This window comes from Peptoclostridium sp. AF21-18, from assembly GCF_003478825.1.
In the GTDB taxonomy this organism is placed as follows: Bacteria; Bacillota; Clostridia; order Peptostreptococcales; family Peptostreptococcaceae; genus Peptacetobacter.
Map to the genome: position 1 here is coordinate 15604 of NZ_QUGE01000023.1, position 21514 is coordinate 37117.

General features: G+C 29.5%; 20 protein-coding genes and 1 pseudogene. 20 read left to right on the forward strand and 1 reads right to left on the reverse strand.

From position 1 onward, the window contains the following. Positions 1-78: 78 nt before the first annotated feature. The 3 genes and pseudogenes from DWX74_RS11445 to DWX74_RS11110 all read left to right on the forward strand — a co-directional run. Positions 79-852: pseudogene (locus DWX74_RS11445) on the forward strand (ABC transporter transmembrane domain-containing protein); the annotation flags it as partial. Positions 853-1014: 162 nt separating this feature from the next. Further along, positions 1015-1641 (forward strand): ATP-binding cassette domain-containing protein, encoded by a 627-nt coding sequence (locus DWX74_RS11280; RefSeq protein ID WP_286164290.1) that lies wholly within the window; start codon positions 1015-1017, stop codon positions 1639-1641. A gap of 18 nt (positions 1642-1659) precedes the next feature. Continuing rightward, positions 1660-1812 (forward strand): hypothetical protein, encoded by a 153-nt coding sequence (locus tag DWX74_RS11110; RefSeq protein WP_158573258.1) that lies wholly within the window; start codon positions 1660-1662, stop codon positions 1810-1812. Positions 1813-1902: 90 nt separating this feature from the next. On the opposite strand, the gene DWX74_RS08840 is transcribed toward DWX74_RS11110, so the two are convergent. Next, positions 1903-2775, reverse strand: coding sequence for a CvfB family protein (locus tag DWX74_RS08840; RefSeq protein WP_118549620.1), 873 nt, complete (start codon positions 2773-2775; stop codon positions 1903-1905). A 208-nt stretch (positions 2776-2983) separates the two neighbouring features. Between DWX74_RS08840 and DWX74_RS08845 the strand changes: the two genes are divergently transcribed. The 17 genes from DWX74_RS08845 to DWX74_RS08925 all read left to right on the forward strand — a co-directional run bounded on the left by DWX74_RS08845 (position 2984) and on the right by DWX74_RS08925 (position 21127). Next, positions 2984-3718 (forward strand): GntR family transcriptional regulator, encoded by a 735-nt coding sequence (locus tag DWX74_RS08845; protein WP_118549621.1) that lies wholly within the window; start codon positions 2984-2986, stop codon positions 3716-3718. Between the two features lie 47 nt (positions 3719-3765). Beyond that, positions 3766-4899 (forward strand): N-acetylglucosamine-6-phosphate deacetylase, encoded by a 1134-nt coding sequence (nagA, locus tag DWX74_RS08850; protein WP_118549622.1) that lies wholly within the window; start codon positions 3766-3768, stop codon positions 4897-4899. An 84-nt stretch (positions 4900-4983) separates the two neighbouring features. Continuing rightward, positions 4984-5730: a glucosamine-6-phosphate deaminase gene (nagB, locus tag DWX74_RS08855; RefSeq protein WP_118549623.1), complete on the forward strand. Its 747-nt coding sequence runs from the start codon at positions 4984-4986 to the stop codon at positions 5728-5730. A 168-nt stretch (positions 5731-5898) separates the two neighbouring features. Then, positions 5899-7506 carry a cell wall-binding repeat-containing protein gene (locus DWX74_RS08860; RefSeq protein WP_118549624.1) on the forward strand — a complete coding sequence of 536 codons (1608 nt, stop codon included), beginning with the start codon at positions 5899-5901 and terminating at the stop codon, positions 7504-7506. Between the two features lie 128 nt (positions 7507-7634). Next, positions 7635-8021: a cytidine deaminase gene (gene cdd / locus DWX74_RS08865; protein ID WP_118549625.1), complete on the forward strand. Its 387-nt coding sequence runs from the start codon at positions 7635-7637 to the stop codon at positions 8019-8021. A gap of 32 nt (positions 8022-8053) precedes the next feature. Further along, the gene (locus tag DWX74_RS08870) at positions 8054-8764 is read left to right on the forward strand and encodes a response regulator transcription factor (RefSeq protein WP_118549626.1); all 711 of its coding nucleotides are present in this window, start codon (positions 8054-8056) and stop codon (positions 8762-8764) included. A 1-nt stretch (position 8765) separates the two neighbouring features. After that, positions 8766-10238: a sensor histidine kinase gene (locus tag DWX74_RS08875; RefSeq protein WP_158573259.1), complete on the forward strand. Its 1473-nt coding sequence runs from the start codon at positions 8766-8768 to the stop codon at positions 10236-10238. A 189-nt stretch (positions 10239-10427) separates the two neighbouring features. Continuing rightward, the gene (locus tag DWX74_RS08880; RefSeq protein WP_118549628.1) at positions 10428-11075 is read left to right on the forward strand and encodes a VTC domain-containing protein; all 648 of its coding nucleotides are present in this window, start codon (positions 10428-10430) and stop codon (positions 11073-11075) included. 69 nt (positions 11076-11144) lie between these two features. Further along, on the forward strand, positions 11145-12617 hold the full coding sequence (locus tag DWX74_RS08885) for an aryl-sulfate sulfotransferase (RefSeq protein WP_118549629.1): 1473 nt from the start codon (positions 11145-11147) through the stop codon (positions 12615-12617). Positions 12618-12696: 79 nt separating this feature from the next. Beyond that, the gene (locus tag DWX74_RS08890) at positions 12697-13380 is read left to right on the forward strand and encodes a YczE/YyaS/YitT family protein (protein ID WP_286164291.1); all 684 of its coding nucleotides are present in this window, start codon (positions 12697-12699) and stop codon (positions 13378-13380) included. Between the two features lie 461 nt (positions 13381-13841). Beyond that, on the forward strand, positions 13842-14381 hold the full coding sequence (locus DWX74_RS08895; RefSeq protein ID WP_040410633.1) for a helix-turn-helix domain-containing protein: 540 nt from the start codon (positions 13842-13844) through the stop codon (positions 14379-14381). An 82-nt stretch (positions 14382-14463) separates the two neighbouring features. Beyond that, positions 14464-15534, forward strand: a complete 1071-nt coding sequence (gene potA / locus DWX74_RS08900; RefSeq protein WP_118549630.1) for a spermidine/putrescine ABC transporter ATP-binding protein — start codon at positions 14464-14466, stop codon at positions 15532-15534. Beyond that, positions 15521-16363 carry an ABC transporter permease gene (locus DWX74_RS08905; protein ID WP_331495925.1) on the forward strand — a complete coding sequence of 281 codons (843 nt, stop codon included), beginning with the start codon at positions 15521-15523 and terminating at the stop codon, positions 16361-16363. Before potA ends, DWX74_RS08905 begins: the two co-directional genes overlap by 14 nt. Positions 16364-16482: 119 nt before the next feature. Further along, complete coding sequence (locus tag DWX74_RS08910; RefSeq protein ID WP_416389958.1) at positions 16483-17160, forward strand: ABC transporter permease; 678 nt, start codon at positions 16483-16485, stop codon at positions 17158-17160. Beyond that, positions 17161-18216 (forward strand): ABC transporter substrate-binding protein, encoded by a 1056-nt coding sequence (locus DWX74_RS08915; protein ID WP_118549633.1) that lies wholly within the window; start codon positions 17161-17163, stop codon positions 18214-18216. Positions 18217-18370: 154 nt separating this feature from the next. Further along, a complete protein-coding gene (locus DWX74_RS08920; RefSeq protein ID WP_158573260.1) occupies positions 18371-19243 on the forward strand; it encodes a glycoside hydrolase family 73 protein in 873 nt (290 codons plus the stop codon). A 186-nt stretch (positions 19244-19429) separates the two neighbouring features. Further along, positions 19430-21127: an FAD-dependent oxidoreductase gene (locus DWX74_RS08925; protein WP_118549635.1), complete on the forward strand. Its 1698-nt coding sequence runs from the start codon at positions 19430-19432 to the stop codon at positions 21125-21127. Positions 21128-21514: the final 387 nt, after the last annotated feature.

Consider the following 21514-nt stretch of genomic DNA (forward strand, 5'->3'; position numbering starts at 1 on the left):
AAATTTTTTGTTAAAGATATAAAATTAATAATAAAATATATAAAAAAAATAGATATTTCTATCAAAGAATTTATTTTTATGCAAATATTAATTTTCTTAGAAATGATATTCTATTTGATAAACCCCTTTATTATGGGGAAAATAATAGATTGTATATCAAAAGAAAATGGAATAAATAAATTGAATTACTATATCTTGTTTATGGTGATAATATATATTTTTAATATTATTACATATAGAATTAGATCAGTTTATATATTAAAGATAACAGCTAGAGTAGAAAAGAAAATAAAATTAGATATATTCAATAATATATTAAATTTAGATTATTTGTATACTAGAAATATCAATAAAGGATTACTAATAAATAATATTGAAGATGATGCTATGAATGCAGCTAGTATATTAGGAGAGTTTTTGGATTTTATTAGATGTATAGTAACAGTTATATTTATTTTGTTTATAATGATAAAAATAAATTTATTATTAAGTTTGTTAATTTTAATATTTATTCCTATTGAATTTTTAGTATTTTTAGTTATGGGAAGAGTTATAAAAAATAAATTAGAAATATTAATGAAAATGAAAGATAAATATTTGAATTTTATAAATGATACATTAAATGGGTTAAAAGTAATAAATATATTTAATATTATAAATAAAAGAAATAATGAATTTAAAGGCTTAACAAACAAAATATATGATAAAGCTGTGCAAAAGTCAAAGTTGGATATAGATATGTATATTATTATAAATATAATATCTTTCATTTCTAATATATTGATTTTATTAGTTGGTGGATATTTATGCCTAAAAAATATAATAACTATAGGTATATTAGTTAGTTTTAACTCATATTCAGAAAAATTTAAAACAGAAAGTAGTAATTTATCTAGTTTTAATTCATTGATACAGAATATAAGTATATCTTTGGAAAGGATAGATAATATATGTAATAAAGATAATTATTTTTCTAATAAAAAAGAAAAAAAATCAAAAGATTTAAACGGAGAAATGATCTCTGTTAAAATTAAAAATCTATCTTTTGGATATATAAAAAATAATGAAATAATTAAAAATTTTAATTATGAATTTTTAAAAGGTAATATATATAGAATAATTGGAGAAAATGGAAAAGGAAAATCTACTGTATTAGATATATTGTCTGGATTATATCCTAATAATATCGAAGAATTAGAAATTAATTACAGAAGAATAGTTGAAATCAATGAATATAGAAAAAATATTGCATATATAGATCAAAATTCATATATTTTTACTGATACAATTTACCAAAATATATCATTGTATAGGAATATAGATTTAAGAAGTATAAGAAAAATTTGCAAAAAACTTAATATAGATGATTTAATAATGAGTTTTCCAGAAAATTATAATACAGTTTTAAATAAAGAAATAAATTTATCTGGGGGACAAAAGCAAAAAATACTTATAGCTAGGGCTTTTGTTGAAAAAAAAGAAATTTATATTTTTGACGAAGTAACTTCTGCATTAGATAGAGAAAATAAAATGATATTTTATAATATTATAAATGAAATAAAAAAAGATAGTATTATTATCCTCGTATCACATGAAGAAATTTTAAGTGAACTAACTAATGTAGAAGAAATATATTTATAATAAAAAAGGAGTAAAAAAATGAAGTGGATGTCAGAACCAAATGATAAGAATAATACTACAACATATGCAAATTGCTATACGAATAATGGACAATGTAAAAAATTCAAAATATGTGGTAAAGTATGTATATTGCATTTTATTTGCAAAGTACAAAATAATAACGTGAAGTAACTAAGTATAGAGTATATGAAAAAAAGTCTGTAAATTTAATCGCCTTCTATGGTAATATCAAATTAATCATAGGAGGCGATTTTTCATTATCTATTTTAAATATGTTCCGTTTTCGTCCTGGTATACTATACCTTTTCTCATAAGTACACCTAAAGCTCTTTTGAAGTTCTTTTTACTTGAATTGAATAATATTTTTATATCTTTTGGATCAGATTTATCGTTAAATCTCATATATCCGTCATTTCCTTCAAGATAGCTTAATATCTTGTATTCAACTGAATCCATTTCAGATTTTCTGTCTGCTCTTGGAGTAAGCCCTAGTTTTCCGTCTTCATATATTTTTATAACTTTTAGGTTTTCCATAACCTGTCCGACATCTAAATCTGTGAAGTATTCGTTATTTAGTATAACTGCAGCGTATTTGTTGTCTACACAAAGCATAGCAGTTCCATTAGTCTGGAATCCGTACACGATACCAGTTACAGTATCTCCTAAATTGTACTCATGGTCTGTAGTTAGATGATGGTCTATATCAGTAGTTGCAGCTATTCTTCCGCTCTTATCTACATATATATAGAATAAATATTTTTCATCTCTGAACATTGGATGAGTTTTTTCTCTAAATGGTACAAGTACATCTTTTGGAAGACCAACGTCTATGAATGTACCTATATCTGTGTTGTCGACAACTTTAAGATATGCTATATCCCCCACGCAAGCTAAAGGTTTCTTTGTAGTTGCAGCAAATCTTCCTTTAGAATCTTTGAATATGAAGACTTCAACTTCTTTTCCGACCTCGATTTCAGTTCCATCTTCAATAAATTTATTGTGAAGTAGTACATCGTCAGTTGAGTTACCTGTCTGACCATCTAAGAAATAGCCAAAATCAGCTTTTCTCTTAACTTCGAGCTTGTTTAATTCTCCTATTTTTACCAAATTTTTCACTCCTAACGTTTTAATCATTAAATCTATTATAATACATAAATACTATTAAATGGAAAGTTATTTTGATTTGAGTAACGGAAATTTTAAAAATTTAATTAAAAAATTTTATAGTCGAAATAAATTTTTCGATGAAACTCAATAAAATTTATTTTTTTGTTAAAAGCATTGAATAAAAAATGCTATAGGTATATAATTGGTATATACCAAAGTAAAAGGTGGAATCGATATGAAGAAAGTAGATAAAACTAGTTCTGTATCAATACATATCCAATTAAAATCGATAATAAAGGATATGATTGAGTCTGGAGAATTAAAAGAAGGCGATGTACTTCTTCCAGAAAGAGAAATTTGTAAAGAACAAGAAATAAGCAGAATGACTGTCAACAAAGCTATAAATGCACTTGTTTCTGAGGGGATTCTCTATAGAAAACAAGGTAAGGGGACTTTTGTAGCGCAGAAAAAGAAAAAATATCAGTTCAACAATGTAAAAGGGTTTACAGAAGTTATGAAGAGCAGAGGAATTGATATTAAGACAGATATAATAAAATTTGAAATACTAAACCCAGATGATATTATAATGGAAAAACTGGGAATAACTGACAAAAGAGAAAACGTATACAAGATAAAAAGAATTAGATATGTAGAAAATGAGCCTTTTGGATACGAGATTGCATACATTCCTGAAAAGGTATGTGGTGGTATGACAAAGGGTATGCTAGACGATAATTCTTTGTATAAAATTTTGGAAAATGAATATGGATACAAAGTAGCTAGAGTAGAGCAGATAATAGATCCGATACAAGTAGATGCAAAAGTTAGCGAAAAACTACAATGTGAAAAAGGACGGCTAGCACTTAGTATACAGAGAATATCTTACACAGAAGATGAAAAAATTATAGAGTATACAGTAACTATAATTAGAAGTGATAAATATCAGTATGAGATAAATATAGGAATGTAATTTTAATAGAATAAATTAAAAAAATATTGATTAGGAGGGGTATTAAGATGAAATGTCTTACAAACGGTAGAATTATATTAAAGGATAAAATTTTAGAAGGAAAAAATATAGTATTCGACACTAAAATACAGAGTATAACTTCTGAAATACCAGAAAACTGTGAAGTAATAGATGCTGAAGGAAAATACATATCTCCAGGTCTAATAGATATACATATACATGGTAATATGGGTGAAGATACTATGAATGGTACAGATCACGCAATAGAAACTATGTCAAAATCTGTTGCACGTCATGGTGTTACAGGATTTTTACCAACAACTATGACAATGGGAAAATCTGATATATATACAGCTCTTGAAACAATAAGAAGAGCAAAAGCTAGAAAAATGGAAGGTTCTCAGGTACTTGGATCTCATGTTGAAGGGCCATTTATAAATGAAGCATTTAAAGGTGCTCAGAATGCTAAATTCATAGCAATACCTGAATTCTCATTTATAAAAGATTATTCAGATGTTATAAAAGTTATAACAATAGCTCCAGAAAAAGATGAAAACTTTGAATTTATAAAAGCTGTTAAGAGAAGCACCGATATATTAATATCTATGGGACACAGTAAAGCTACATTTGATGAAGCAAATGCAGCCATAGATGAAGGTGTTGGAAGTGTTACTCACTTATTCAATGCTCAGACAGGATTAAACCACAGAGAGCCAGGAATAGTTGGTGCAGCACTTACTAGAGATGTATTTACTGAAATAATAGCAGATACAATACATGTAAACAAAGGATTATTCCAGTTTGTAATACACAACAAAGGCAAAAATAAATTAATACTTATAACAGACTCAATGGAAGCTGGAGGTCTTGAAGATGGAGAATACTCATTAGGTGGACAGAAAGTTATAGTTAAAGATAATGCAGCTAGATTAGAAAATGGAGCATTAGCAGGAAGTGTTTCTGCACTTAACTCTATGGTAAGAAACTTCTACAACAACACAGACCTAACAGTAGTAGAAGCTATAAACCTTGCTTCTTTAAACCCAGCAACTGCAATACATGTAGCTGATAAAAAAGGTAGTATAGAAATAGGTAAAGATGCAGATTTTGCATTATTTGATGATGATTTCAACTGTAGTATGACAATTTGTACAGGAGATATAGTATTCGAACGGAAATAATAGTAAAATATAGATATAATAAAAAATTGTAAAAATCCGCAAAATGCGGTGAATGATAAATAGAAAAATATTGGAGGATTTAAAATGAAGATATTAGTATGTAAAGACTATGCTCAGATGAGCGAAAAAGCGGCTAGAATATTTGCAGCTCAGCTTATATTAAAACCTAACTCAGTATTAGGATTAGCAACAGGAAGTACTCCAGAAGGAATGTATGCAGCTTTAGTTGAAAAATACAACGAAGGAAAAATAGATTTTGCAGATGTAACAAGCTTCAACTTAGACGAATACTATCAGTTACCAGTTGAAAATGATCAGAGCTATGATTACTTCATGAAAAAACATCTTTTCAACCATGTAAACATAGAAAACTACAACCTTCCAAATGGAATGGTAGAAGATGTAGAAGCTGAATGTAAAGCTTACGAAGAAAGAATAGAAGCAGCTGGTGGAATAGATATACAGGTTCTAGGAATAGGAAAAAATGGACATATAGGATTTAATGAACCAGATTCAGTATTCATAAAAAATACTCACTTAGTTGAACTTACACCATCTACAATAGAAGCAAACTCAAGATTCTTCGCTTCAGAAGAAGAAGTGCCTAAAAAAGCAGTAAGTATGGGTATAGGAACTATATTAAAATCTAAAAAAATAGTTCTTTTAGCTTCAGGAGAAGGAAAAGCAGAAGCTATAGCTAAAACTGTTTACGGAGATATAGATCCAATGGTTCCAGCTACAGCATTACAGTTACACAACGATGTAATAGTTATATTAGACGAAGCTGCAGCTTCTCAGTTAAAACCAGAAGATTACACAGTTGTAAAATAGTAAAATTAAAAAATATATATTTTAATAATAAAGGGATACCTACTGGTATCTCTTTTCCTTTATAAACATTTAATGTTTTGAAAAATTTAAATAGGGTAATTAAATAAAAGATTGCAAAAATATGATAAAATATTTATAATAATAAAATTAAACTTGGGGGTGCTAGTTATGAATATGAAAAAATACACAACAGTTGCATTAGCAGCTACTATGGCAGTTGGTACAGTTATACCAGCTTATGCAGCATCAGTAGATAAAATAGTTGGAGATAATAGATACGAAACTGCAGCTATGATAAGTAAAAGAGCTTATGCAAATGCGGAGACTGTTATACTAGTAAATGACGATGCTATACCAGATGCATTAGCAGCAACACCATATGCAAATGCACTTAAAGCTCCAATATTACTTACTTCTAAAAATGCACTTACAGCAGTTACTAAAGATGAAATAGTTAGAACTGGAGCAAAAAAAGTGGTATTAATAGGTGGAGAAGCAGTTTTACCAGAAGCTCTAGTTGAAGAATTAAAAGCTGCAGGAGTTACAACTGTAGATAGAATAAAAGGTGATACTAGAGAAGAAACAGCACTAGAAATAGCTAAGGCACTAAACGACTTTAATAAATCAAATAAATTAGAAGCTATTAATAGTGTAGCAGTAGTAAATGGTACAAATGGTCTTGCTGATGCAGTATCAGTAGCAGCTATTGCAGCAGAAAAAGGTATGCCTATAATATTATCAAACCCTAAAAAAGGAATAGAAGTATCTAAAGACTTTATAAAAGACAATAAAATATCAAACTCTTATATAATAGGTGGAGATAGTGTTGTTTCAGAAGAAGTAGCAGAATCACTACCAGCAGCTATAAGAATAGAAGGTAAAAATAGAAATGATACAAATGCTAGAGTTATAGAAGAATTCTACAAAGGTAAAGAATTAAATAATATATACGTAGCTAAAGATGGACTTAAAAAATCTGGAGAATTAATAGATGCACTTTCAGTAGGTGTTCTTGCAGCTAAAAATAATGCACCAGTAGTTATAGTTGAATCAAAATTATCAGATAGTCAAAAGAGTCTATTCAAAAATAAAGTTATAAAAACTATAACTCAGGTTGGAGGAAATGGTAATGAGGATGCTGTAGAAGAAATAAAGGCAACTCAGACTAACATAAACTATGAAGTAAACAATAAAGACGACCTAAATACAGTATTAGCCAATGCAAATGCAGGAGATACAATAACTCTAAAAATAAATGCAGATACTTCAGATGATTTTACTATATCAACTGATAAAGCTATAAATATAAAAATAAATGGAACTTTCAATGGAAAAGTTACATTAGATTCAGCTGAAGCTAATGTAGAAATATTAGGTGGATCTATAAAAAAATTAGAAACAAAAAGAGCAGCTTCTTTAAGCGTTGCAGGTGGAGTAAAAGTAGAAAATTTATTATTAGATGCAAATGCTGAATCTATAGTTGTTATAAACAAAGGTACAATGACAAATATAGATGTGGATGCATCAAAAGCTAGTATAAAAAATGAAGGAACTACAACAAGTGTAAAAATAAATGGTACTAGTGTTACTTTAGAAAATACAGGATCAATAAAGTCTGTAGAAGTTAATGGAACTGGTGCGACTATAAAGAACAGTGGTAAAATAGAAGATAAAATAACTGGAACAGCTACAGATGTAAAATTTGAAGGAAATAAAACAGAAGCTGAAAAAGCAGAAGATAAAAAAGAAGAAAATCAAGCAACAGAAACAAAATAAAACAGAGTAAAATTTAAGCCAGGTAATTTTGCCTGGCTTTTTATATATAAAATAATAGATAAATTTTAGGTATAAATAAGGTATCTGTTGTATAATATAAAAAATAATTTAAGAAAAGAGGAAACGATATGAAAATAGTAGATAAAGCATTTGAAGCTATGCAGAACGCATATGCACCATATTCAAAGTATAAAGTAGGAGCTTGTGTTGAAACAACAGATGGGAAATATTTCTTAGGAGCAAATATAGAAAATGCATCTTATGGTCTCACTAACTGTGCTGAAAGAAGTGCTATATTTGCGGCATATTCTAATGGATATAGAAAAAAACATATAAAAGCAATAGCAATAGTATCTAAAGGGGAAAAACTAGTTACTCCTTGTGGTGCGTGTAGACAGGTACTATCAGAACTTATAGAAAAAGATGCCGAGATAATATTATCTAATGGAGAAAAAACATTAATAACAAATATAGAAGATTTAATGCCATTGGCTTTTGGATCAGATAATTTATAATTTGAGCAAATCTCAAGGATAGAGGTGAAAATATGAAAAAGCTTATATATATAGCTGACGATGACGATAATATAAGAGGTCTTGTAAAAACATTTTTACTTAATTCTGACTATGATGTTTGTGATTTTGAAAATGGAGAACTGCTTTTAAAAGCATTTGATGAAAAAGAATGTGATTTGGTTATTCTAGATGTTATGATGCCTAAAATGGATGGATTTGAAGTATGTAGAAAGATAAGAGAAAAAAGTACCGTACCTATAATAATGCTGACAGCTAGAGGTGAAGAAATAGATTATATAACTGGAATCAGTATAGGAAGTGATGATTATTTTACTAAACCTTTTAGTCCTATGTCATTAGTTATGAGGATAAAGGCAATATTTAGAAGAATAGATATAGAAAGAAACAATGCTGAAGAAATCGAAGTAGATAAGGAAAGAATATTAGAATTTGGAAATGTTAAGCTTGATAAGGCAAATAAAAGTGTTGAATGCGACGATACTATGCTAAATCTTACTCCAAATGAATTTAATTTATTAAGTTATTTATTTGAAAAAAATGATAGAGCTGTTTCTAGAGATGAACTACTAAACGAAATATGGGGATATAGTAGTGAAATAGAAACAAGAGCTGTTGACGATACGGTAAAGAGATTGAGAAAGAAGATAAAAGACACAGGAATAGAAATTCAAACTGTATGGGGTTATGGATTTAGAGTAAATGATAAACAAGGGGAAGATTAAATTGAAGAGTAAATATAGGAAAAAATATTTTTTTGAGAACAATATAAAAAATAGAATCCTATTTAGTATATTATCTCTTATAATAGCAATATTTATACTGATTGCAACTGCATTTAATATAATAATAAATAGATATATTGAAAATGATGCAATTAATCAAATAAATAAAGCACTTGGAATAATTCAAAAGGTAGATGATTACCAAATACCAAAGGATAATATAAGAGAAAAATTAGATGATTTAGATAATAAAAATAACGATGTATCGTGGTTTGACTTCTTGAGAGATATACAGAGAAAGGTTAGAATGGCTCAAGAAAATTCAGAAGCAGAGGCGATAATTGTAGACAGCTATTACAATATGATATTCCCCAACACTAACTGCTATATGCAGAATATAGAGTATTTAGAGAAAATTTGTGAAGTTATGAAGAGGAATGACATAAAATTAGGAAATCAAACTGTACAAAAGATATCTACAAAATATGGAGTACAGTATGTTGCTTCTATAAATATAAACAAAACCGTAAATACTAATATAGATAGTGATAAGTATATAGTTTTGTCTGTGGAAATATCAGATAGTCTAAGACTTATAAATACGATAAATATATTCTTGTTGTTGATAATGTTTGTAATAGGATTATGTGCTATATTTGTATCTAGAAAAATATCTGACAATATCGCATCTCCTATAGAGGAACTTTCTGAATTCGCAGAAAGCATTGGTAGAGGAAATTTCAAAAATAGAGAATTTGACTTTGATGATGTAGAGCTTCAAGAACTGGCTGATGTTATGAATAAGAGCGCTACATATTTAGAAAAGGATAGCAGAGAAAAAACTGTATTCTTCCAAAATGTATCTCATGAACTCAGAACACCACTTATGTCTATAAATGGATACGCAGAGGCTATAAAATACAAAATAATGCAGCCAGAAGAAGCTATTGAGATAATAATAAAAGAGAGCGAAAATCTAAAGGATATGATAGAGGATTTAATCTATATTTCTAAAATGGATAGCGATATGCAGGTGCTAAAAAAGGAAACATACGATTTAAGAGAAGTATTGTCAGAGTGTATAAGTAGAAAGAAAATAATTGCTGACGATAAAAATATTGAAATTGTATGTGATTTTAGCAAGGATAGTGTAGAATTTGAATGCGATTGGAAAGAAATATCAAAGGCATTTTTAAATATAATTGGAAATTGCATAAGATATGCAAAATCTAGAGTCGATATATCTTGCAAAAAAGATAAAGATGGGTCAATAGAGATAATCATACAAGATGATGGAAATGGTATAAATATTGATGAAAAGGATAAGATATTTGATAGGTTCTATAAAGGAGACGGTGGAAACCATGGAATAGGATTATCAATAGCGTTGGCTGTAATAGAGGCACATGGTGGAAGCATAAAAGCGGACAATAGAGAAGATTCAAAAGGAGCTATATTCTTTATAAAATTTTAAATATTATATGTAAATAAATACTAATAAAAAACTGTTAGGATAAATTCCTAGCAGTTTTTTTGTGTATTTTTGAAGATTGATATTTTGATTGCCACAATTTTGCCACAAATTTGCACGAGTTTTTCGGAGATTATCAATACCTTAACAATATATAATAACATCATAGAAATACACAAGGAGGTGTAGGTAATGAAAAAAAGCCTAACTTATAAAAATGAAATTAAAAAAACTTTTAATATAAATACAACAGAAATACTAAAGAGAAGATTAGCATTATTTATGGATATAGAAAACAAAGAATATATAAGGGACTTATACTTTGATTCGCCTAATAATGAGGATCTTATTGAAAAAGTAAATGGAGAGAGTATAACAGAGAAATTTAGAATAAGATATAAAAATTTAGATTCAACAGATATACGTCTTGAAAAAAGGATGAAAAAGGATGGTAAGTACAAAAAAATATCTGCAATTATAACTGAAGAGGATGTAGAAAATATTCTAAATGGAGATATAGAATATCTTGCTTTTTCAGATAAGAAAATATTAAGAGATTTCTATCTAAATATAATGTGTGAAAAAATTGAGCCAAAAGCGATAATTGAATTTGAAAGACAGAGCTTTGTATATGAAAAATCAGATATAACTGTAAATATAGATACATCCAGAAGAGTATCTTTAAATGAAGAGGACATAATGGACGATGAAATCAAGTCCGTGGTGATAAATGAAGATACAGCTGTTATAGAAATGAGATATAACAAAAATATTCCTAAATTTGTTGATAGGTTAATATTTGGAGAGGAGGAAAAAGAGGAGAGAAGAAAGAGCATGTGAAGATTTGAAATATAAATAATATATTGAATAAAACTAAAAAAGGAAAGTTAAAAATTAAAGGAGGGTAAAATGAAGAAAATGAAAACAGCAGCATATTTAGTATTGGGAATGGTTACACTAGTTTCATTAGGTGCTATGTATGTAAATGTAAATGCGGAGGTAGAAAATCCAGAATTAGTGCTATCATTCAATGGAGAAAAGTTAGAAATGCAAAAGAGTGGAGAAGTAAATGGATATGATGTAAGTCAAATGAGTTTAGATACTAAAAATACAATAGAGATAGAAAATCGTGAAGATGTAGATTATATAGAAATTGACGATAAAAGATATTACTCTGAGGAAAAGATTTCTTATATACCAGAAAAAATCGATGAATATACAAAGATAAAAGTATCTGCTAAATTCAATGGTGATGATAAAATATACAATTATTATATAAATACATTATCTAGTAAATTCCCTGAATATGAAGTAGAGGCTTCAAGTCCATATGATGGAGATTACTATATGACAACTCATAATGAAGAACAAAACTATGTATTTGTATTAAATGAAGATGGAAGTATGAAGTTTTACAGAGAAACAGAATCTAATTCATTTGATTTTAAGAAGACTGTGACATCTGATGGTAAGGTTAGATATACATATTTATCAACATACACAGATAAGTCTAAAAGAATTAGTGCGGTTGGATATTCTCCAACATATTTAGAAGTATTAGATGAAAACTACAATGAATTAAGTCAGATTACAATGGAAGGATATGGCGATATAGTAAAGGGAACAGAGCTAGAAAATCATGATTACATATATATAGACGATAATCACTATATCTTGTCTAGCTATCAGAGACAGAAGGCTGAAAATATACCTGAAGAACTTAGTGATGGAAATGATCCTTATATAGTAGATGTTGTAATACAGGAAATTAAAGATGGTAAAGCTGTATGGCAGTGGAAAACATCTGAACACGAGGAACTTTACGCGCAAAGCCAGGAAGGTAATGATTACTCAACAGTATCTGAAGATACACTAGATTATACGCATTTTAATTCTATGACAATAGATGAATCTGACGGAAATTTACTTTGTTCATTTAGAAATCTAGATGAAGTATTAAAAATAGATAGAACTACAGGTGAAATAATATGGACACTTGGTGGAGATTCTGACGACTTTTCTTTAACAGAAGAGCAAAAATTTTCTAGGCAGCACAATGCTAGAATAACAGATGATGGATATATAACTTTATACGACAATGGAATAAAAAATGAAAATACTAGAGTAGTTAAATTAAAACTAGATGAAGAAAATATGAGTGTAGTAGATTACAAATCATATAGCTTAGATGACTATTATAAATATATGGGATCTGTTCAGGAAATAGATAGTGAAAATGAGGTATTTCTTATAGGAACTGGTGGAAAAACTACTGACCAAGATACTGTGGCAATAGAAAAGAATTTTAGTACAGGAGAAGAATATTTTAGATTTGGATTTAAAAGTGGAGAAAGTATGTATAGATGTTATAAAATTGTATAAATCTTAACAAAAAGCGCATAAACCCTTGAAATTTCAACAATTTTTTTGTATTATATAGGCAAAGGATGAAATTTGTAAAATGGATGGTGTTAATGCTATGTTTAAGACAATCGGATCAAAAGTTGCTAAATTAGTAATAGGGCTTTTTGTATGCTCAATAGGTATAGTTATGACAATAAATGCAAATTTAGGTATGCAACCTTGGGATGTTCTTCATCAGGGATTATCTAATAAGCTTGGTATAACTATAGGTACAGCTACTATAATTGTCGCAGCACTTACAATGATTGCAGATTTTGTATTTGGCGATAATATAGGCTGGGGAACAGTTGCTAATATGGTTTTAGTTGGTTTATTTATGGATATGATAATATATTCAGGATATATTCCAACATCTAGCAGTATTGTATCTGGATTAGCACTTCTTATAGGTGGATTAATAGTTTTATCATTTGGCATGGTTCTTTATATGGACAGCGGATTAGGAAGTGGACCTAGAGATGGACTTATGGTTTGCCTACAGAAAAAAACTGGAAAATCAGCAAATGTAGTTAAGGTTACTATGGACATATCTGCTCTTGCTATAGGTATACTACTTGGAGGAAAAGTAGGAATAGGAACAATAATAAGTGCATTTGGTCTAGGACTAGCTATAAAGGTAGTATTTAAGGCTTGTAGATTTGATGGAACAAAGGTAGAGAACAGATACATAATAGACGATATAAGATACGTAAAAAGAGTATCTGAGCATTTTATAAAATAGCCAGTTGATTTGAAAAAATTTAAAATTATAGAACCTCTTTAGATAAAAAGGGGTTCTTTTTTTATGCAAATTTAATATTGATTTAATCAATAAATAAAAATTACATTCGTTGATATTTGAAGATAAAAAAAGTTTTATATGTTGATAATCATCTGAATGAGAATGATTTTTTAAGATTATGTAAAATTATAGAGATATTTATGTAAGAAAATATGTGTAATTTTTTAAAAATAAATATACTAATACTAAACTTTGAGGATATTAATATTGACTGCTGTAATTATAAATGTATCGAAAGCCTTGAAAAAAGCTAAAGATAAAAAATAAAACAAATCGTAACAAAAAACAAAATAACCCTTGAAAAAAATAAACTTTTTGTTTATAATATCTAATTGTTGTAGTTTAGAAACGATAAACTTAGAGTTTAGTAAAAATTTATATATAGACAGGGGTAAATGAAAATGGAAATAGGTAAAAAGATTAAAAGACTTAGAATAGAAAAACAGCTCACCCAAGAAGAGTTAGCTAATAGATGCGAGCTTTCAAAAGGATTTATATCTCAGCTTGAAAATGATTTAACTTCACCATCTATAGCTACTTTAATAGATATATTAGAAATACTTGGGACAAACTTAAAGGAATTCTTTAATGATACAGAGAGCGAAAAGATAGTATTCGTTAAAGATGATATGTTTGAAACAGAGGACGAAGAATTAAAATACGAATTTAAATGGTTAGTTCCAAACTCACAGAAAAATGAGATGGAGCCAGTAATAGTTACAATCCAACCTGGAGGTCAGTACAAAGAAGAAAAACCTCATGAGGGAGAAGAGTTTGGATATGTGCTTGCAGGATCAGTATTCCTTCATTTAGGAGAGAAAAAGTTAAAGGTTAGAAAAGGAGAAAGTTTCTACTTTAAACCGAGAGCTAAACACTTCCTATCAAACGAAGGAAAAACTGTAGCTAAGGTACTTTGGGTAAGTACACCACCTACTTTCTAATTTATACGAAAGTAGTGCAATTATAGATTTATAAATTTAAATAATATGTTTGATTTAATTTTGAGGAGAGAGGTGTTATACTTTGGCAGAAAACATTATAGAATTAAGAGGAATACATAAAGTATACGGTGGAGATAACGTAGTATTAGATAAATTTAATCTTGATATAAAGAAAAATGAGTTTTTAACATTATTAGGACCATCAGGATGTGGTAAAACAACACTATTAAAAATAATAGCTGGTTTTGAACAGGCTGATGCAGGTAGTGTAATATTCGAAGGGAAGGAAATAAACGACCTACCTCCAAATGAAAGACATGTAAACACTGTTTTCCAGAAATATTCACTATTTCCACATATGAATGTTTATGAAAATGTAGCATTTGGATTAAAGATAAAAAAAGTTCCAAAAGATGAGATAGATAAAAAGGTTAAAGAAGTTTTAAAACTTGTTGCACTTGAAGGATTTGAAAATAGAGCAATAGACTCTTTATCTGGTGGGCAGCAGCAGAGAATTGCAATAGCAAGAGCTGTTGTAAATGAGCCTAAAGTTCTTCTTCTTGACGAGCCTCTAGGAGCGCTTGATTTAAAATTAAGACAGGAAATGCAGGTAGAGCTTAAAAGAATACAGAAAAAATTAGGTATAACATTTATATTTGTTACACACGACCAGGAAGAAGCACTTAGTATGTCTGATACTATAGTAGTTCTAAATAAAGGAAAAATACAGCAGATGGGTAACCCAGTAGATATATACAATGAGCCTAAAAACTCATTTGTTGCTAAGTTTATAGGAGAAAGTAATATACTACCTGGTGTAATGCTTGAAGACTTTAGAGTTGTATTTGCAGATAGAGAATTTGAATGTGTAGATAAAGGATTTGAAAAGAACGAAGAAATAGAAGTTGTTATAAGACCTGAAGATATAAAAATGGTTAAACCAGAAGACGGTATGGTAGTAGGAAAAGTAACATCTGTAATATTCAAGGGAGTACACTACGAAATAGAATTAGAAGAAAATGGAAGAACTTGGCTACTTCATAATACTCGGAATGCAGAAGTAGGAACTGAACTAGGAATAGAAATATATCCTGAGGATATACACATAATGAAAAAAGTTGAAATAGAAGCTGGTGAAGATGATGAAAATTAAGAATTCAAAATCAAAATTTGCTTATCCATATATAGTATGGAGTGCAATATTCGTAGTAATTCCATTATTCCTAGTAGTTTATTATAGTTTTACAAAAGAAGTAAATGGACAGGTAGTATTTACTCTTGATAACTTTAAAGCAGTTTTAGATCCAATATATTTATCAGTATTTTGGAGATCTATATTAATATCTGGTGGAGCTACTTTAGCATGTATATTAATAGGCTACCCAGTAGCGTATATTATATCTAAAGCTCCAATAAGTAAAAGAGGAACTTTAATACTTTTATTCATACTTCCGATGTGGATGAACTTCTTACTTAGAACATATTCTTGGGCATCAATCCTAGGGCAGAACGGATTATTAAGTAGCTTTTTAGGATTATTTGGTATAGAGTATCGTTCTATTTTATATACTCCATTTGCTGTGTTATTAGGTATGGTTTATAACTTTTTACCATTTATGGTATTACCTATATACACTTCATTATCAAAAATGGATCACGATTTAATAGATGCAGCTCACGATTTAGGAGCTAACAATTTTACAGTATTTAGAAAAATAATATTCCCACTTAGCTTACCAGGAGTTTTCTCTGGTATAACAATGGTGTTCATGCCATCAATAACATCATTCGCTATATCAAGACTTCTTGGTGGAGGAAAAACAATGTTAATAGGGGATTTAATAGAACAGCAGTTTACAGTTGTAGGTGACTGGAACTTTGGTTCTGCAATATCAATATTCTTAATGATAGTAATATTAATTTCAATGAGTATAATGTCTAAGATGGACGACGGAAGCGGAGAAGGGGGTATGGTTATATAATGAATAAAAACAAAAAGAAGATAAAAGTAGTTTCTGATATATATATGTTTTTAGTTTTCTTATTCCTATATATACCAATATTTGCCCTAATAGTATTTTCTTTCAGTGATTCTAGATCTATGGGACATATAGGAGCATTCACAACTAAATGGTATGTGAGATTATTCCAAAATGAAGCGATAATGACAGCACTTTATTATACAGTTACTATAGCTATAATTTCTTCAGTAATAGCTACTATAGTAGGTACTTTAAGTGCAATAGGTATAAATAAGATGAGACCGAGAAACAAAGCTATAATGATGAATGTAAACAACCTACCAATATTAAATACAGAGATAGTAACAGGGGTAGCTCTTATGAGTTTATTTGTATTTTTACAGGTTGATTTTGGATACTTTACAATGCTTATAGCACATATAATGTTCTGTATTCCTTATGTAATACTTTCTGTGCTTCCAAAATTAAGACAGATGCCAGAAAATATAGAGAATGCAGCATTAGATTTAGGTGCGACACCATTTTATGCATTAAGAAAGGTTATACTACCTCAGATAAAACCAGGTATAGTGTCAGGTTTTTTAATGGCATTTACTATGTCTATAGATGATTTCATAATAAGTTTCTTCAACTCTGGAAACGGGGTTACAAACTTATCTATAGAAATCTACTCTATGGCAAGAAGAGGGATAAAACCAGAAATAAACGCACTTTCTACTTTAATGTTTATAACAGTTCTTATACTGTTAATACTTTCTAATAAGAAACAGTCTTTAGAAGAAAGGGGAAGAAGATAGATGAAAATAGTTAAAAAAATATTGTCACTTGTTTTAATTGCTTGTATGACAGTGCTTCCTCTAACAGGTTGTAGAAAATCTGCAGATTCATCAAAAGTTTTAAATGTTTACAACGTTGGAGACTATATTGATGAAAGTTTAATAGATGTATTTGAAGAGCAGACTGGTATACAGGTACAGTATTCTACTTACGATACAAATGAAATGATGTATCAGAAGGTAAAGAGTGGAAGTACTAAGTACGATATTGTAGTACCTTCTGATTATATGGTTGCAAAGATGAGGAAGGAAGGTCTACTTGAAAAGCTAGATTTTAATAACATTCCTAATATAAAAAATATAGATAAGAAGTTTTTAGGTTCTGAATACGATCCTAAAAATGAGTACAGTGTTCCTTATATGTGGGGTACTTTAGGTCTTGCATACAACTCAAAGTATGTCGATGAAAAGGACTTAGGGTCTTGGGATATTTTATGGAATCCTAAATATAAAGGAAAGATATTAATATTTGACTCTGTTAGAGATACAATGGGTGCAGCTTTATTTAAGTTAGGTTATAGTATGAATACTACAAATCCAAAGGAAATAAATGAAGCTAAGGAGCTATTAGTTAAACAGAAAGAATACGCTTTAGCTTATGTAAATGATGAGGTTAAAGATAGAATGGTTGGAGAAGATGGATATATAGGAATGATATATTCAGGAGATTTCCCTCTTATGCGGGAAGAAAATTCAGATTTAAAATTCTTCAATCCAGAAGAAGGTACTAATAGATGGGTAGATGCAATGTGCATACCTACTACTTGTGAGAATAAAAAAGAAGCAGAAATGTTTATAAACTTTATGCTTGATCCAGAGATTGCTAAGATAAATACAGAGTATATAGGATATTCTACTCCTAATAAAGCTTGTTTTGACCTTCTTGATAAGGAGATAACTAGCGATAAGGGAGCTTATCCTGATGATGAGTATTTAAGTAAGTGCGAAACATTTACAGATATAGGTAAAGATATAAAACTATATGATAAGGCTTGGATAGAGCTAAAATCAAGATAATTAATGATAATTGAGAGTTGTTACAGGTATTGTAGCAGCTCTTTTTTATTTTGATGATTGTAAAATGTTCGTGAGATAGCGCATTTTTATTTTTATTTAGGAGGAGTTGTATTGTATAATAAAAAATATAGTAAAAAATTGTGAGGAAATGCATATGGATGAAAATAATATAGATAGCAAGAGATTAGATGATATGAGAAAGAGTGTGAAGGGAAAGCTCAAGGAGAGAGAAGAGGATAGAAATTTAGGTGTTAAGCCTAAAAAGAGTAGCTCTCAGAAAGTGAAGAGCGAGCTTAATGCTTCAAAAGGCAAGGGTACTCAGAAGAAATCTAAAAAAAGTGGTACAAGTTCAAAAAAATCTGCATCTAAAAAGGGAAGTAGCTCTGTAAAAGGTGGATCTAGCAAAAATTCAAAGAAACCTAGTGGAGGTAAAAGTAAGAAAGCAAAGAAAAAAGCTAGAAACATATCTATTGTTTTAGTAGTTTTGACTATTTTGATCTTTGCTGTGTATTCTACATTTGGAAGAGGATATATAGAGGATATGCAGAGAGAGGATTTTATTGAGATGGTTGAGCCAATAGCTGTAGATGTTTATGAAAAGTATGGAATTTATCCATCTGTGACTATTTCGCGGGCAGCTATTGAATCCAATTGGGGTAAGTCGGAGCTTTCTAAGGAATATTTTAATTTATTTGGGATAAAGGCTGATAAGTCTTGGAATGGAAGAAGTGTCAATATGAATACTAAAGAAGGGTACAATGATACAGAAAATGCTGCTTTTAGGAGATATAGGTCTTATAAGGAGTCTATATATGATTATGGAAAGTTTTTAAGTGAAAATAAAAGGTATGAAAAAGCGGGATTATTTAAGGCAAAAGATGGAAAAGCTCAGGCTCAGGTTTTAGAGGATGCAGGATATGCTACAAAGGAAAACTCTAAAGGTGAGCTTGTTTATGCGGATGTACTTATAAACTTGATGAATAAATATAATTTAGATAAGATAGATGCCGAATATGTCAAAAAGTAAAGAGATAAAAGAAGACAAATGCAATTACTTTATTAACCTATTTAAAGACAGTAAAGTGGTATTTTATACAACGTTATGCAACTCGTTGACTTTGAAATTTCAACGGAATATAATATTCTATAATGTTATTAACAAAAAAATAACAAAATCATTTTAAGGTAAGTTTTACTAGGAGGGAAAAGTTTCATGGCGAAGTATAATGCAGGTACATACACTGGAAAAGGATACGGTGTAAAAGGTAAGGTTGTTGTTGAAGTAACATTTTCTGAAAGTGAAATAACAGATATTAATATTGTTAAACACAAAGAAATTTATGGACAGGCATATGGTCTTGAAAGTTCACCTTTTGAACATTGGGTTCCAAAGATAATAGAATATCAGTCTTTAGCTGTACCAATGGTTGTAGGTGCTGAAATTGTTTGTAAAGCTATAGCTAAAGCAGTTGTATCTTGTGTTGAACAGGCAGGTGGAGATGTTGAAGAGTTAAAGAATAAAGCAGTTCCAGTTCCACCTAAAAAGGAAGATAGAACAATAGAAACTGATTTTTTAGTATTTGGATCTGGTATAGCAGGTCTTTCAGCAGCTGTAGAAGCTAAATATTGTGGAGCTGATGTGGTTCTTGTTGAAAAACAGGGAATAATTGGTGGTTCTTCTGCAATATGTGGTGGTAAGATAATGGGTGCTGGCACAAGAACTCAGATAGAAAGAGGTATATTAGATACACCTCAGATGCAGTTTGATTTCTTAAAAAAAGCTGCGAGAACTTTCTTAGATGATGATAAGATAAATTATTTCTGCTATCATGCAGCAGAAAATATACATTGGTTAGAAGAACAGGGATTTGAAGTGCAGGATGTTGAAGCACCTCATACTTCTCAGTTACCATGGAGAATCCATAATAGTATGGGTGGCGGTGGCCAGACTATGGGATATGGTGGAGGATTTATAGTTCCACTAAATAATAAATTCCATGAGCTTGGCGGGACAACTCTTTTAAATACTTCTCTTACAGAGTTAATAGTAGAAGATGGCAGAGTAGTTGGAGCTAAAGCTACAGATACTTTAGATGGAAGTGTTGTTACTATAATGGCTAAAAAAGGTGTGTTTATAGGAACAGGTGGATTTGCAGCTAATAGAGAATTAGTTGAATCAAGATATCCATGGATGAAAGGCTATTATTACAATTGCCCAGAATCAAGTCAAGGAGATGGAGCTAGAGTTGCAGAAGCAATAGGCGCTAGAAATTATAAACACCCATCTTTACAGACAATGATGTTAAATGAAAGAACTGGAGTAGGTGTAAATGAAGAACCGAGTTTAATAGTTACTTTAGAAGGTAAGCGTTTCTGTAATGAGTATCAGTTCCACAGTTTAGTTGGTTGCGCAATGGCAAAAGCTGGTAGTGCTGGCGGATGGTATATAACTTGTGGAGAAGAAGCAGATAAATATCCTCTACTTCAGTACACTCTAGGATCAAAAGAAGCAATAAAAGCTAGTAGTATAGAAGAATTAGCAGAAAAAATAGATGTTAAACAAGAAGTTTTAAAGGCTACTGTAGATAGATATAATTATTTATGTGATATTGGATTTGATGAAGATTACGAAAAACCAGCAAGTGAAATGAGAGCTATAAGAGGAGATGTATATTATGCGGTATTTTTAAGACCAGCAACTTCTATAACATTTGGAGGTCTTGAAATAGATATAGCAGCTCATGTTCTTGACAACGATAAGAAAATAATACCAGGGTTATATGCAGCAGGAGAAGTTGCAAACACTGGTAACTTCGGATATGGAGTTCCTTCTTGTGGATATAGTATAGGTCATGCTCTTCATTTTGGTAGAGTTGCTGCAAGAAGTGCTTGTGGAAGAGAATTATTATAATAAAAAAATAAGAGGTAGTTTATAAATAAATTTACTTAATTATAAAAACTAGTATGAAGAAAAAATTCTTTATACTAGTTTTTTTGTTTGTCTAGGTTATAAAAATAGATATTTTTAATTATCACTATTAGTTTTATAAAATATTTATAAAAAAAATAAAAAAATTGTTATAGAAAAATATCAACTCTAATCATTGAAATTTACAAGATATAGAAGATTATTTTATGATAGAAAAAAATAAAAGATAAAAAAAGTTTTAAAAAAGTGTTGACGTAAAATGTGAAAGCTGATATTATAATACTTGTCCTTGAGAGAGGGCAAGAAAATAAAAAACAAAACGAAAGTTTTAAATGAACTTTGAAAACTGAACAGCAGATATATTTAGTT